The sequence below is a fragment of the Armatimonadota bacterium genome, from assembly GCA_028871815.1.
In the GTDB taxonomy this organism is placed as follows: Bacteria; Armatimonadota; Chthonomonadetes; order Chthonomonadales; family Chthonomonadaceae; genus REEB205.
The window spans coordinates 102,235-117,524 of the sequence record JAGWMJ010000011.1 but is presented as its reverse complement, the minus strand read 5'-3'; the positions used below and the strand labels follow the sequence as shown (position 1 = coordinate 117,524).

General features: G+C 61.6%; 10 protein-coding genes. All 10 read left to right on the top strand.

The annotated features are described in order from the left end of the window. Window positions 1-5 precede the first annotated feature (5 nt). The 10 genes from KGJ62_13110 (at window position 6) to KGJ62_13065 (ending at window position 15,278) form a co-directional block, all read left to right on the top strand. Complete coding sequence (locus KGJ62_13110) at window positions 6-857, top strand: ThuA domain-containing protein (GenBank protein MDE2127520.1); 852 nt, start codon at window positions 6-8, stop codon at window positions 855-857. 17 nt (window positions 858-874) lie between these two features. After that, complete coding sequence (locus KGJ62_13105) at window positions 875-1,420, top strand: hypothetical protein (protein MDE2127519.1); 546 nt, start codon at window positions 875-877, stop codon at window positions 1,418-1,420. A gap of 260 nt (window positions 1,421-1,680) precedes the next feature. Next, the gene (locus tag KGJ62_13100; protein ID MDE2127518.1) at window positions 1,681-2,382 is read left to right on the top strand and encodes a DUF1559 domain-containing protein; all 702 of its coding nucleotides are present in this window, start codon (window positions 1,681-1,683) and stop codon (window positions 2,380-2,382) included. A gap of 49 nt (window positions 2,383-2,431) precedes the next feature. Beyond that, window positions 2,432-2,635 (top strand): hypothetical protein, encoded by a 204-nt coding sequence (locus KGJ62_13095; GenBank protein ID MDE2127517.1) that lies wholly within the window; start codon window positions 2,432-2,434, stop codon window positions 2,633-2,635. Between the two features lie 246 nt (window positions 2,636-2,881). After that, window positions 2,882-6,238 carry a zinc-dependent metalloprotease gene (locus KGJ62_13090; protein ID MDE2127516.1) on the top strand — a complete coding sequence of 1,119 codons (3,357 nt, stop codon included), beginning with the start codon at window positions 2,882-2,884 and terminating at the stop codon, window positions 6,236-6,238. Between the two features lie 49 nt (window positions 6,239-6,287). Next, window positions 6,288-9,269 (top strand): hypothetical protein, encoded by a 2,982-nt coding sequence (locus tag KGJ62_13085; protein ID MDE2127515.1) that lies wholly within the window; start codon window positions 6,288-6,290, stop codon window positions 9,267-9,269. Window positions 9,270-9,484: 215 nt separating this feature from the next. Further along, a complete protein-coding gene (gene gyrA / locus KGJ62_13080; GenBank protein ID MDE2127514.1) occupies window positions 9,485-12,103 on the top strand; it encodes a DNA gyrase subunit A in 2,619 nt (872 codons plus the stop codon). A 116-nt stretch (window positions 12,104-12,219) separates the two neighbouring features. Next, the gene (locus tag KGJ62_13075; GenBank protein MDE2127513.1) at window positions 12,220-12,822 is read left to right on the top strand and encodes a sigma-70 family RNA polymerase sigma factor; all 603 of its coding nucleotides are present in this window, start codon (window positions 12,220-12,222) and stop codon (window positions 12,820-12,822) included. Beyond that, window positions 12,815-13,354, top strand: coding sequence for a hypothetical protein (locus KGJ62_13070; protein ID MDE2127512.1), 540 nt, complete (start codon window positions 12,815-12,817; stop codon window positions 13,352-13,354). Before KGJ62_13075 ends, KGJ62_13070 begins: the two co-directional genes overlap by 8 nt. Continuing rightward, complete coding sequence (locus KGJ62_13065; GenBank protein ID MDE2127511.1) at window positions 13,329-15,278, top strand: hypothetical protein; 1,950 nt, start codon at window positions 13,329-13,331, stop codon at window positions 15,276-15,278. The genes KGJ62_13070 and KGJ62_13065 overlap by 26 nt, the downstream gene beginning before the upstream one ends. Window positions 15,279-15,290 lie beyond the last annotated feature (12 nt).

The following is a 15,290-nucleotide window of genomic DNA, read 5'->3' as shown; positions in this document are numbered from 1 at the left end:
CGCTGATGCTGGTCATCGGCGCGGTACTGCCGGCAGCCGCCACTACGGCGCGCCGCAAAAAGCACATCCTGGTTGTTACGGTCACCAAAGGCTTCCGGCACGACAGCATCCCGGTTGCCGAGCAGACGATACAGGAGCTGGGCGAGCAGACCGGCTTGTGGGATACCGATTTCGTGCGTACCGATGCCGAGATGCAGCAGAAGATGACGCGCGATGCGCTGCGTCACTACGACGCCGTCATCTTCGCCAATACAACCGGCGTTTTGCCACTTCCCGATCCACAGGGCTTTCTGGACTACATCCATGAAGGTCACGGCTTTGCCGCCATGCACTCCGGCAGCGATACCTTTCATCAGTGGCCCGGGCAGACCGATGGCGTCTCCGCATACATCCAGATGCTGGGTGGGGAGTTTCAGGAGCACCACAACCAGTCGGCGATCGACATTCATATCGATGATCCCAACAACCCGGCAACCAGGGCCATTGCAGAAGCAGCCAGGCAGACCGTTCCTGCCGGCGAGATGGCAACCGGTGATGCAACCCAGCACTCGATAGCTGGAAATAGCATGTGGCGCGTTTTTGATGAGATTTACCTCCTCAAGAACTCCAGCCGGTCCGATGTGCATGTTTTGCTTTCCATCAATCACTGGCCGCCGGATGGAAGCCCGAACGCCAATTCCCCGGGCGATCACCTGATCGCGTGGGTCAAGCCATACGGCAAGGGCCGGGTGTTCTACACCGTGCTTGGTCATCGCCAGGAGGTGTGGCGCGATCCTCTGTATCAAAAGCTGATCACCGGTGGTATCGAGTTTGTACTGGGAATCGGCCATGGTTCCATGCAACTCAACAACCACTGAGGCGCGTCTCTAAAGGTGTGATCGCCCAGGAGAAGATCTGTCCCCGCTGTGGTGCGCGTGCGCCGCTGGATGCCGGCGCATGCGCACAGTGCGGGCACGCGTATCGAACGGCGTTTCCCGCCGCGCCACCACCCTGGGCGGAGCCGGCAGCAGGTGGCAAAACTCCTGGCGGGGCAGGGGCCCTGGTCAAGGCGGTACTGTGGGGAGTTCGGATCGGCACGGCGATAGCCGTGGGGCTCGCCGTCTGGCTTTTCCTGCGCGGCCGCCTGGCCGGCGCTTCCGGCGGTCTGCCCGCCCCCGCTATCTCGCCATCAGCCGCCGGCGACGGCATGTCGCCGCAAACTACTGCCGGTACCGACCCCATTACGGCGCAGGCGCGCAGCATGCTGAAACAGCAGGGTGACAATACGGAGCCTTCCGGGGCAACGGGCTCGATAACAGGACCGGACGGCCGGGTTCACCTCCGTGGCGGAGGAACGATCAGTAAAGAGCGCTACGACGAAGCGCGACGCCGGCTCAAGCAGAGTCCGCTGCTCAATTCCCCGTTCGATTCCGGCTATTGATTTTTCACTTGATTTTACGGTTCGATTGTGTGTACCATTACACAGGTTCAACACGTCGATAAGCACGTGAGCAATTGACCGGCGCCCCGGCGTAGTTGCCGTGACCCGGATCGCCGGCAACCCAAATGCAAGAGTTGTCGTGTCCGCGCCGGGTCACGACCGGCCTCGGGCGTTACCGGCCTCTGCCGGGCCGGTAGGTGGGGGCCGTAGCTGCCCGGCATCATCCCACAGTTCCACCACAACATCCAGCGCGTCTCTCAATGACGAAAGGACTTCCCGTGCAGGCAAAAAGAAGCGCATTCACACTGATCGAGCTTTTGGTCGTTATAGCGATCATAGCTATTCTAGCAGCTATCCTCTTTCCCGTTTTTGCCCAGGCTCGCGAGAAGGCGCGCGCCATCTCGTGTATCTCCAATCTGAAGCAGATCGATCTCGCCAATCAGATGTACACCGATGACTACGATGAGACCTACCCGGGTAACTACGTGGCCACTCTGCCGACACCCTGGTGGTGCGACCCGATGGACGACCCGACTGCCCAGCCAAACTTCTGGTCGGAACTGATGCCGTATATCAAGAGCCAGGCTGTATTTGTCTGCCCCAGCGCGACGAACACCCAGTTTGTTGAGCAGGGGCATGCGGTTACCTCGTATATGGCCAACTGGTGGATCATCTACGATGGGCAGACAAACGAAAGCATGGTAAAGCAGCCGGCTCGATGCCCCGTATTCGTTGACGCCGGCGCTACGTGGAGCGGCGCGTGGACGTACGACGGTCGCGACGAGTTCTATCCAATCGCCATACACTCTAACGGCATTAACGCAAACTATGCCGATGGCCACGCGAAGTGGAATACAATCGGCCCTGTCTTCCAGATCGCCGACAACACCGGATGGGCCATCGACTGGTGGGCATGCTACGGAGCCTACTCATACACGACCTCGACATGCCCTGCGCAGTGACTGCAGCAGCGCGGACACCGCTTGACGACCAATCTGGAGCAGTAAGCGCATGACCACCACCGGGTTGGATCCCAAGAAGCTGGCGGCGGCGGTTATCGGTTGCGTGCTGGCCATCGGCCTAGCGGTTTATGCCGGCATGCGGGTCAACCAGCAGAGCCAACCGGTGAAGATACCCAGCAAGGAGGCGTTCCGCAAGTACGGCCCGGCCGGGCCTAACCCGAACATCCCACACGGGTCGATGCCGGGCCACTAGCAGCGGCGCCTTGTGAAGAAGCGTTCAAGGGGGAGCGGCTATCCGCCACTCCCCCTTGAACCACGTCTGCGAACCCGGCCAACGAGCCGATATTGCAAGTTACGCTCTGTTCATGGCATTCTATACTCAAGTTGGCCTGCCGCTTCAAGTTATCGTTTGCTTTCGCGAACTTCGTCCAGCCGGCTCTCCCCTGGCCGTTCCGGGCTTAGCCGTTCGCACTATCTCGCCGCCACCTGAGGTGCCTCCTTGTTCCTGCTCAAACCGCTAGCCGCGCTCAGCGCGGCAACCCTCCTCGCTGTCGCTGCCGGAGCTGCTCCCGCAAAGACGGCGATTTTGATTTACAAGGCAAAAGCCGGCGCTATGGCCCGATATAGCTCAACCGGCACGCTGACGATGCGCGACGGAGCTCAAACTGCCATCGTCGGCGTGCGCGAGGTGGAGCGCGTTACGTTTTCGGCAGTTGCCGCCGACGGCTCAATCTCGATGGACAGACTGGACGAGTCGGACCAGTTGACGGTGAACGGCAAAACTACGAACGATGACACGCACGCCACCACGCACATGGTCATTACACCCAACGGTACATTGACGGCGTACAAAACCAGCGATCCCGATCCGGACCACGTCTCAGCGCGCCTCTACGTGGCCACCGACCCAATCTATGCCGCGCGAGCGCTTGGCGTGGGCGATAAGTGGAGTATCGATTATAAGCCGAATGCAGAATTAGGCCTGCGCGCGGCGCACGGCGACTACACGTTGACGGCATTCGAGAAGAACCACGGCGTGGATACGGCGCGAATTACCTTTAGCTACCACGAGACCGGAACGGCTCCCGATATCGGCGCCTCCGGCACGCTTTGGATTGAGCTCACCACGGGAGATACCGTATCCGGCGACGTGCACCTGGATTCAGTTCCTTTCGGCGGCGCATCGTCGTCGCTCGCGTCCGGCGACGTCCACCAGGAGCGTATCGAGGGTGGGCCGCTCTCCTCCGGTGCGCTGACGCCGGCGTCCGACCTGCTCACCAAGACGATCGACGACACCGTGAAGGGCTTTGAGAAGCTGCCGGGCCTGTTTACGCTCTATCGAAAATCAGAGTTTGGCCGCGACACCATCTATATGGAGATACCGGAAAGCCAGCTCAACCATCTGTACATGCTTGAGGCGACGGTGGCTTCAGGTACGGCCGAGCAGGTCATCGCCGGCGAGCCGATCGACGACCTGGTGTTTGAGTTTCAGACGGTCGCTCCGGATCGTCTTGCCATGGTAACGCCCAACACAACGTATCGGGCCACGCCGGGCACGCCGATGGCACGCGCCATTGCGCGTTCCTTCGCCAGTTCGTATCTGGAGTCGTTCCACATAGAAGCGCGGCAAAAGAGCCGAAAGAGCCTGCTCATCAACGTGAGTGACCTGTTCCGCGGTGATATCGCGAACGTCAGCGCGCTCTTCAGCGGACCGGGCTTCGCGCTGGGCGGTGGGCTGTCGTTTGGCGGCACCTACATCATGGATCGCGAAAACACATTCATCCAGTCGCTGAAGGTGTTTCCGCAAAACATCGAGGCAGAAACGCTCTACAACTTCATCAAGCCCGGCGCCGGCATCGGTGGCAGCGTCACGCTGCCGGACCCGCGTTCCGCCGCCATCCGCGTGAGCTACGCGCTGTTTCAGCTGCCGGAGACCGGCTACACCCCGCGGCTCGCCGACCCGCGGATTGGATACTTCCTTACCGCGTGGCAGAACTTCAGCGATGATGCCAGGCAAGACCCATTGGTGCACTACATATACCGCTGGAAGCTGCAGAAGGCCAATCCGAAGGCGGCGCTCTCGCCACCCGTCCACCACATCGTCTTCTGGCTGGACAACGCGATACCGCTCCAATACCGAGCCGCGATCCGCCACGGATTGCTCTACTGGAATGCCGCGTTCGACAAGATCGGAATAGAGGATCCGATCGAGGTCCGGCAGATGCCCGACAATGCAGACTGGGATCCCGCCGACATGCGCTACAACGTGGTGCGCTGGGTGGCGTCGCCAAACAGCGCGTATGCCGTTTCGTGGATGCGTGTGAATCCCTTGACGGGTCAAATCCTCAACGCCGATATCACCGTGGATTCCGGCATGGCTCACGTTACACGGATCGAGCAGAAGCGGATTATCGATCCTGCCTCCTGGTTCGCCAACCCAAAGCCGGCTTCGCCCCTGGCATGGGAGCAATGCGACATGGCCCAGGGGGCCGAGACCTCGGCGGAATTCGGATGGCTTGCGAGTTCGCTCCTTGCGCCGCCCGGCCTCCAGCTGGATCCGCAAAAGTTCGTCGACTCGTTCCTCAGCAGCACCGTGGCGCACGAAATGGGCCACATTCTGGGGCTGCGGCACAACTTCATTGCCAGCTCCTGGCACAGTCTCGCCGACCTTCAGAATGCAAGTCTAGTCGAGAAGCAAGGCATCACCGCTTCCGTGATGGACTACCTGCCGTTCAACATCGAGGCCATCGGACATCCCGGCGTTCCGTACTGGACTCCTGTGTTGGGAACTTACGATAAATGGGCCATCGAATATGGCTACACGCCGATACCCGGATCAACGCCGGAAGCCAAGAAGTGGCGGCTTAACGCAATCGCATCCGAGTGCAATCTGCCCGGCCATGCCTACGAAAGCGATGAGATGGCCGACCAGTGGGATCCTGCCGTGGTTCGATTCGATCTCGGCTCCGACCCGCTTCAGTACTGGCACGCCATGATCCAGCTCAGCAGGAAGTTGATGACCTCGCTGGGAGACCGGGTGCCGAAATACGGGCAGAGCTATTCACGCTTCACGCAAGATTTTGAACTGCTTCTTGGCGAGTATGCGCATGCCGCCGCCGTAAGCTGCCTCTATATCGGCGGACTTTATGCCAATCAAAACTTCCGCGGTGACCCGGGGCAGCGCCCGCCAATGCTGCCGGTTCCGGCCGATGAGCAGCGGCAAGCGCTGGCGCTGGTCAGCCGGTACGTGCTCGGGCCCGATGCCTGGCAAATCCCAAAGGCCTACTACAACAACCTGACCGGTCCGCAATATACCGATCTCAACGGCCTGGTATTTGGCGCAAACGACTTTCCGGTTCGCGATACGCTTCAAAACGTTCAGGGCGCCGCGCTCAAGCACCTGTTCAGCGGTCCCGTGCTGGATCGGATTGCCAATAACGAGTTCAAGGTTGGAGACAGCAATGGCGCCTTCAAACTTACCGAGTTGTTTCATGCCGTATCGGCATCGGTGTGGAGCGAGCTGGAGGCGCACAAAGACGTATCCGCGCTGAGGCGGCAGCTGCAGCGCGACTTCCTCGACACCATGACGGCAATGGTGCTGGGCTCCGGCGCTCCCGTGCCGGACGATGCGCGAATGTTGGCCTGGTACCAGCTTGTCAACCTCAGGACGCGCATTGTCAACGCGCTGCCGGCAGGACATTACAACACCTACACCCAAATCCATCTGCGTGAGTCGCTCATGCGGATCAATCGCGTTCTTGATGCGCAAGAGACCATCGGTGGCTCCGGCGGTGGGGGCCAAAGCCTCCTCAGCATGCTGTTCGGCGGCTCGAAACCAGCCACGCCGCGGCACTGAGTAACGGTCCGGCCATCTCGTACCAATTGGAAAGGGTGGGTGTTCTCCTATGGCCCGTAACGCTCTGGGCATCTTCTGGACAAACGCGGCGCGACGGATCTCGGCTGCTCCGGCGGCCGCATGCCTGCTTGTTGCCGCGCTGGCAGTAACTACGGCCCAGGCGCCAAAGGTCACCATTCAGGCTGCCACATTCTGGACGCCTGGAATCTGCACGCCGCCCGGTATCCCGATGGCTGGCGATTTTGACGGCAGCGGACGTGACGCCATCCTCTGCCTGAATCCGTCGGGCGATGCCTTTATCGATGTGGTGCGCACCTCCGCCATCGGCAAGCCGGTGTCGCCCGCGCGCGCGCTCTCCAGTTTTGGATCCGATGCGCTGGCGGCGGCAGCCGGCAAGTTTGATGGCTCCGGCCAACTGGGCGTGATCGCCATGTTTCACGATGGTGAAGTTCGGTTGGCGCACGACATCGTGAACGGCACGTTCACGCGGAATGATTTCATCGCCGATGCCCCGCTCTGGCTGCGCAGTGCACCGCCGGTACACGCATGCTCACTGCAGCTTGCAGACGGCAAGGCGCAGGATGTGTTGATTGTGAATGGCAGCGGGGATGCGGCGCTGCTGGTGAATACCAGCGCTCCGGGCAAACTCAGCTTTTCGCTGCACCGCGTCCGCGCGCAATTCAACCGCATTACCACGCTTGCCCCGGCAACCACCGGCGCGACCGGCGCTCAGAACGTGATCTGGCAGGATGCAGCCGGCCAGCTCTACAGCACGGAGCTCACCGTGAGCCGCGCCGGTGAGGTTTCGGCCGCCACGCATCTCCTATGGAAGGGAAGTCCGGGCGAACACTTCGCAACCGGCTGCTTTCGAGGTGGCCACCGTGACGACCTGATTGTGGGTCGGAGCTTTCTGCCGGACTGCGATCCCTCGCATGCGTCGATAATGGCAGCGCTGCCCAGTGTCAAGGCTGCGGCATCGGACCGCGCGTGGCTGACCGGCGACTTTGACGCAACCGGCCGCGACGCATTGGTGCGACTGACGCACACCGGAGCGCCGCTGGTTGGTGACGATACGCTCATCCAATTTGCGTCTCCTGCCGGCGCGGTCAATCCAGACCGGGATCAGGATAACGATGGACTTCCCGATGCGTGGGAAACAGGCGCGATCAAGCCCGACGGGCTCGACCTGAAGGCTATGGGCTGTTCGCCGCTTCACGCCGACGTAATCGTGGAAGTTCAGCCATTTGCCAACGTGGATCAGAAACACCTGCACGAAGACCTTGCACGGGCAGTTGCGTACTATGCTAAATTGCCCGTCAAGAACCCCGACGGCAAGCCCGGCATCAACCTGCACGTGATCTTCCGCAAACCGATCCCGATGACGGAGGCCGGAAAGCCATGGTGGACCCTGGCCGACGAATATCAACGCCACCGCGGGATTACGCACTATATGGTGGTTTACCACGGCGGTGGCGGGCAGAGTGATGAGATGGCCGACCGCGGTAGCTGCGGCGACTCCGCGCTTTGGGCCGTGTTTCTCCACGAATTCGGTCATCAGGTAGGCCTGGACCATACGGGATTCTATCCCGTGGATCACTGCCCGCTCTATCCCAGCCTGATGAACTATCCGTACTCCTACCAGTTAAACGGAAACGGCAACGATATCGGCTACTCCAACGGTGCGCTCGCCGGTTTTGTGCTTAATGAAAAGCATCTCTCGGAGGTCCTGCCGTTTCCAATCGACAAAGTGCGGTTTCTCGCCGGGCCGCCGTACCACTACCACATCAAGCCGGGGCCGGATGGCAAGACGACGCTTATCGACTGGAACTGGAACGGCATCTTTGGGGAGAAGAACATCTCGGCCGACATCAACTACGGTTACAGCACCACGGCGGGTGATCGCCATCCGGTTGGCAAAACCATGACCGCGCCCGCGCTTGCAGCGTCCGGAAGTGGCGCCCGGGCGCGCCTGCTGGTGTTTTCCGGTGTTTTGGACGGCAAAAGCCCGATTCTAAGCGGTCCAGCGGATCTCAAGAAGCCAAACCTTGCTGCCGATAATCCCGGAAAGCTGATCGTCTATGCATGGCCCGGAAAGGCCGGGGTTGCAGACCACGCCAAGTTTGATCCGCCGGTGACCGTGGAGGCTCACGATGTGATCGGTTCCGCCAGCGCTGCCGGTGTTCACGGCCGCGTTTGGGTGGCATATCCCACGCTAGCCGGCGTCAAGGTCCGCTCCGTGCTCGCACCCGACGGCCACGATCCGTCATTCGGACCCGTAGTCGCCATACCCGACTCGACCGGTGCGGCGCCAACGCTCGTGGCCGTCAACGGACAGCTGCTTTTGCTGCTTTGGAATGGACCGACGAAGGAAGTCACGACGCGCCTGCTGAGTCCCAGGGGTGAATCGCTGGAACCTGGCGCCGTGCAAACGCTCGACCTGAAGTGCGACGATCCTCCCGGCGCATTCCAGGGCGCGAACGCGAACGGCGAGCCGGTTGTGTGGTTCGGCCTTATGCAGGACCAGAGCGCAACTGCCACGGCGCGATTCCAGGTTCGCCGGTACCAGATGCTTCCGGGCGGGCAGTTGAAACTGTTGGCGATGGAGTGGGTTGGCGGTGACAAGGGCGGCGAACGCGGGGCTGCGCGAACGGTTCTGCTGTGGCACGCCGCAGCAGGTTTCAAGCACGGACAGCCGCTCCTCTTCTCTTGCGGCCTGCTCGGCAAGGATCCGCCGATTTCGTGCCACTACGTCTCCATGAAAATCGCCGACAAGACGGTGAATGGCGGTTGGCTCACCAAGCGGTACTACGATGAATGGACACAGAGCCGGTCCGGTCCTGGCGCCTGCTGGTTCCGCGGCGATATCGCCTTTGCCCTCCGCTGGTTCGGTGGGGAAGATGCATCCAACGACAACCTGCTCGTTGCGTTCCACGGTACCGGGGTGGAGAACGCCAACATGGGCGACTATAACGACATTGCCGAAATCCGCAATATCGGCCTTGTCCATTCCATACCCTGGGTCTCCAAATAGTCCCCGGCCCGACGGTCGTGCGGACGTCCATGATTTGTAAAAGCTCCAAGCGCAATATATAAGCGGGCCGCGGGTATAATCAGACGTAAGTACGCGGCAGCGGCCTCCGCGCCCGTGTTGTGGGCCGCGCCCTGCCGCGACCGGCTTGCTGCGTCTCTTTAGCTACTCAGGAGCTCCGTTTGCCCGACGAACCGATAGACCTCCCGCCCGATGAAATCGATGGCGGAGATGCCGCCGACGCGCCTGTAACGCTCGTGGAGATTGAGTTGGAATTGCGTCGCTCGTATCTGGGCTACGCAGTCTCCACGCTCGTCTCCCGTGCCCTGCCCGATGTCCGCGATGGATTCAAACCGGTGCAGCGCAGACTGCTGTACGCGATGCGTGAAATCGGCGCCGGCGCAGGTGCAGCGCGCGTGAAGTCGGCCAAGGTTGTCGGTGAAACCATGGGCAACTACCATCCCCATGGCGATCAAGCCATCTACGGCACACTGGTCCGCATGGCGCAGTCCTTCTCGCTGCGGTATCCACTCGTCGATGGCCAGGGCAACTGGGGCAGCGTTGACGGCGACCCTCCTGCGGCGATGCGGTACACCGAGTGCCGGCTCACGCCGCTTGCCATGGAGATGCTTGAGGACCTCGACCGTGACACGGTCGATTGGATGCCGAACTACGACCAGTCACGCAGCGAGCCGATTGTGCTGCCAGGCAAGTTTCCGAACTTCGTCTGCAATGGAGGTGAAGGCATTGCGGTAGGGATGAGCACGTCGATGGCCCCGCACAACCTGCGGGAAGTCGCCAATGCGTGCATCCACCTGCTGGATCATCCCGACGCCACGGTCGATGACGTCATCCGGATTATCCCCGGACCAGACTTCCCAACGGCCGCGTTTATCCTGGGTAAAAAAGGCGCCCAGGAAGCCTATCGAACCGGGCGCGGCCGTGTGATTATGCAGGCCAAGGTTGAAATTGAGCAGCTGGAGAACGGCAAGAGCAGCATTGTGGTTACCGAGCTGCCGTACCAGGTGAACAAGGCCCGGCTGCTGGAGACCATCGCCGACCTGGTGAAAAGTCGGCGACTGGATGGTGTGACCGACCTCAACGATTTCAGCGACAAGCGCGGCATGCGCGTGGTTATTGAACTGCGGCGTGACGTGATGCCTCGCCGCGTTCTCAACTTCCTGTTCAAGCACACGTCGCTGCGCCAGACGTTCGGCATCATCATGCTGTCGCTGGTCAACGGACAGCCGCGCCAGTTGAACATGCTGCAGGTGCTGGCACAGTTCATCATGCACCGGCGTGAGGTGGTAATTCGCCGCACGCGCTACGAGCTGGCCCGCGCGCGCCATACGGCTCACATCCGCGAAGGGCTGAAAATCGCCCTCGATTTCCTGGATGAGATCATCGCGCTCATCCGCTCTGCCGCCAGCGGCGAGGCAGCGCGGCGCGGACTGGTTGAGCGATTTGGGCTTTCGTTTTTGCAGGCGGAGGCCATCCTCAGCATGCAGCTGCGGCAGTTGGCGCAACTGGAAAGCCAGCGAATTGAAGACGAGTATCGCGGCCAGTTGAAACTGATCAGCTTCTACGAGGATATTCTTGTCAATCCGGCGCGCGTCACCACAATCGTCAAGGACGAGATGACCGCTCTGCGAGACAAGTATGGCGATGATCGACGAACACGCATACTTGCCCAGGAAGCCGATGAGATCACGGAAGACGATCTCGTTACCGAAGAGGATACGCTGGTAACCATCTCGCGTGATGGCTACGTAAAGCGCGTGCCGCTGGATACATACCGCACGCAAAAGCGCGGTGGACGTGGAGTTCAGGCCGCCAATCTGAAGGAGGAGGATCAACTGGCGCATCTGTTTGTAGCCACCACCACGCACCTGATCCTCTTCTTTACCGACCGCGGCCGCGTCTATCGCCTGAAAGCTTACGAGATACCGCAGACTACGCGCCAGGCACGCGGCCAGCATCTGAACAACTTCATTCAAACCGAGTCGGGTGACACCGTAACGGCGATTCTGCCCTTGAGAAACCTCGGTGAGGGTGGTTACCTGTTGATGGCCACAGGATACGGTGAGGTGAAGCGTACCGAGCTCAGCTTCTTTGCCAACCTGCGAAACAACGGCCTCATCTGCTTTGATATCGAGGATGGCGACAACCTGCGATGGGTCAAGCACACCGATGGCAATCAGGAAGTCATCATGATCACAAGTGGAGGCAAGTCGATCCGCTTCCTGGAATCGCAGGTTCCCACCCGAAGCCGTGGCGCCGGTGGCGTACGTGGCATCGAGATGCGCCACAGAACCACGCGTGAGCTTGCTGACCGGGTTGTTGCCACCGACCTGGTCACTCCCACCAGCCAGCTGCTGGTCGCCAGTGAGCATGGATATGGAAAGCGCACGGTGCTCAGCCAGTATCGACCGCAGTCTCGCGGTGGTCGCGGCATCCTTACGATGAATGTCACGCAGCGCACCGGACCAATCGTGGATGCAGCCGTGGTTGAGCCAACCGACCGGTTGATGGTTTTGACGGAGGCCGGCGTAGCTATCCAGATGGATATAGCGGGAATCCGGTCTACGGGTCGCAGCGCACAAGGGGTTCGTCTCATCAATCTGGATGCCGGCGACCGCGTGGTTACGATCGAACGCCTGCTGAGCGCCGAAGATGCGCAGGAGGCTGCCGACCGCGCTGCGGCAGCGTCGGCAGCCACTCCGATCGTGAACGAGGATCCGGGGTCGGCTGAAGGCGAAAGCGACGGGCTTGAACCGAATGATGAGGAGATGGAAGGCGAAGATGGGGCAGTTGGGGAAGATGAAGGCGAGGAGTGAGCGTTTCACTCCCTTTCGTGGTAGTGCGAACTTGATGGACCCCTGATATCGTCTACAATCTATCGATGTCCGTTGCTGCAGCCGGACTGCTGTGCAGCCGGACAGGAGCGTGAAATATGGTTAGCGATGCCATACAGACTATTCCGATTCAAGTCGCAGCGCCGGCCGATCCGCAGGCCAGGTCCGAAGAGCGCGCCTGGCTGGATCGGTGCGCCCTCGGGGACCGTCAGGCTATCGACTGGGTGCTTCACAGGTATCGTGATCGGATTGTTCACGTTGCGGCAACCGTGCTCCGCAACCCGCGGGAGGCCGAGGATGTTGCGCAGGAGGCCTTCATCAAGGCTTTCCGCCAGATCGGCCAATTTCGCGCTGAGAGCGGCTTCTATGCGTGGCTCTATCGCATCGTGGTGAACCTTTGCCTCGACAAGATGCGCCGGAAGCACGTGACGGCGGAGGTCTCACTGGATGCTGCGCCGCCGGCGCTTGCGGCATCATCACCCGACCTCGACAAGAAGATTCTGGTCCAGCAACTGCTCAATTCGCTGAGCCCAACCATTCGGGCTGCGCTGCTGCTCCGCGATGTTGAGGGCTTTGACTACGCCGAGATCGCGGTGCTGCTGGAGATTCCCGTCGGCACAGTCCGTTCGCGTCTGAATGCTGCTCGCAAGCAGTTCCGTCAGAGGTGGCTGGCACTGCAGGCCGAGGAAAACCGTGTTTGACGGCTGCCGGCCCTTTCGCCGGCTGCTGGACGTGAGGAATGAGGCGCAGATATCGCATGGCGATTACCTTGCTCTCACAGCCCATCTTGCTGTTTGCCGTGACTGCGCCTCGGTAGCCGATGCCGACCTGGTGTTGGCCGCCGGCCTTTGTGAGGAGATCGGCGCAGTGCCCGATGCCGACTTTAATGCGGCCGTGTATGAGGCTGTGGCGGCGCAGCCGGAGGAGTTTGACCCCACACTGGTTCTGGAGGCGCCGAGATCCACATCCGCTGTACGGGTGCGCTTTCTGTGGCAAATGGCGTTTGGCGCAGCGCTCACAATGCCGCTCACAGCCCTGGTGCTGGCTCTCAGCTTGCGGCCGCAGCCAGCGCGAACGGGAATCACGGCCCCACCACCGGGCATCTCCGTCCGAAACCTGGCATCCGGGTACGGCTCTGGCGCCAGCCGTGCCGCGTTTGCTGGGCCCGCACTCCAGGCAGTCCCTTCTGCGCAGCTGAAACGCGCGGATGCACGGGGTAGCGGCCGGCGCTGAGCGCGCCGGCGCCAATGCGGCCGCCCCGCCGCGTCGCGCAGGCTGTGGTGGCTGGTTGGCCGGCGCCCTTCTCGGCATTGGCGCTGCGCTGCTGGTGTTTCCCGCCGTTCGCCAAACGGCGCTAGCCCAGGCGCAGTTCGCACTGTCGCCGCAAAACTGGTTTTCGCGAGCCGCTGCCGGCAGTTACTACAGTTCCGAGCAGAAACGGCGCCTGCTGCGCACAGCGGCACGCTATCCGACCGACTATTTGATCCAACTCGGTTCGGCGACGTCGCCTGTGATCCACCGATCGGTTTCTGGTGCCGGCGCCGCGCGCGCTGCCGCGCGTCTCGCGGCTATTGCCGCACAGCATCCGGATAGCCCCGGAATCTACGCGCATATCGCGCGCTACCTCATCGAAGCCGATATGCCTGTCAGCCGTCGCCAGGCGGCGGCTGGCGGCCACGTGGCGGCAGTGGCCAACCCGGCTCTGTTCAGCGCGGATGTGCGAGCCCTACTGGAGGATCTCCATGCCGGATGGCACCGCGACCTGGGGAACGGCTACTTCCCGGCGCTCATTGCGGCAGTGGAGTTCGCGGTGGGCAGCAACCGGCAGGCGGAGTCCACGCTGAGCGCAGCTGCGCGGATGCCGAGGTGGAATTCATACCTCTACGAGCAGGTTCTCGGGCAGTGGCGGCTTACCGCCGCCGCCTACGGCGATCTGGATGCCGCCCGCCTTACCGAGCCTCTGTCGTACCTTCAGTTTGCCCACCTGCGCCTGCTGCGTGAGATGACCCTGCTGGCGCGCGCCCGCGCATATAAACTTGCCGGCGCCGGGCACGCCAACCGTGCGTCGCGCTTGCTGGTCAACGTAGCGTGGGTGGGTCACAACCTCCGTACCAACTCCGATTGGATGCTGGAAGCGCTGTGCGGCGCCGATATGGAGGTGTTGGCATCCACAAACGCTACCGTTGTGGAACCGCCCGCGTCGCTGGCGCAATGGATTGGCTTATCTAGCCAGATGCGCAATCTGCTCCATGGGGGCTACTACGTGAGCGACATCGGCTGGCTGCACAACCAGGCCGAGGCCTCACTGGATTTGAGGAAGGACGCTCAGCGATCCGGCTCGCTCTCTTCGGATCCGGTTATTGCTGAGGCTCCTGTCGCCGAACTGCTGGGCACGTGGATGCTGGGTGTACTGATACTTCGCCAGGCGGGTCTACTGATACTGATTGCGGTCACGCTTCCGCTCTGGCTCGGCTCAAGCTTGCGGTTGCGGCTGCGGGCAGGTTGGGGCAGGCTGGCGGCATGGCTGTTCGTAGTCGGCGCCGCAGGTGCGTGCGTTGTTTCCGCCACGGCCGGCCTCCGCAGCGGCCCAATCGATACTATTGTCGCGGGTTGCGGCGTGGCGCTTCTCGCCATGGCTGCGGAGTGGTGGTTCGAACATCACCACTTGAGCACCGCCAGCATTCTGCCACGCGATCAGTGGACCGAGGCGATTGCCGAGGCGCGGGCGCACTGGAGGTGGTCGCATGTGCTCGTAGCGCTGGCTCTACTCGCTGCTGCCGCAGCAGCCGGGATTGCGCTGGCGCTGCCGCAGTTGGCGCTACTGCATCCGCTCGCTGAATTGCTCTCGTCATCCACGGGGTTGGGTCAGCCGATTTTGGTGGAGGCAGCGTGGGTTCGAATTGCCCTGTCGTTTTCCCTGTCGGCGATTCTGATCGTGGGTGCGGTTATGTGGGCGCTCCGCGCCGGCATCAGCCCGGCGGCTGCATGCTCGGTCGCCTGTCGGCGTGCGGCGCCTGCAATGGCATTGTGCCTCGCGGTAGCCTGGGTGGGCGTATTAACCTATACCGTAATGCTGGATACGGAAGCGGGCGCTTCCATCAATCAGGCTGTTATGAATAACCGGCAATGGGTTTTGGCCCACATTCCATCCCAGTAGGCGCCCGAGCCC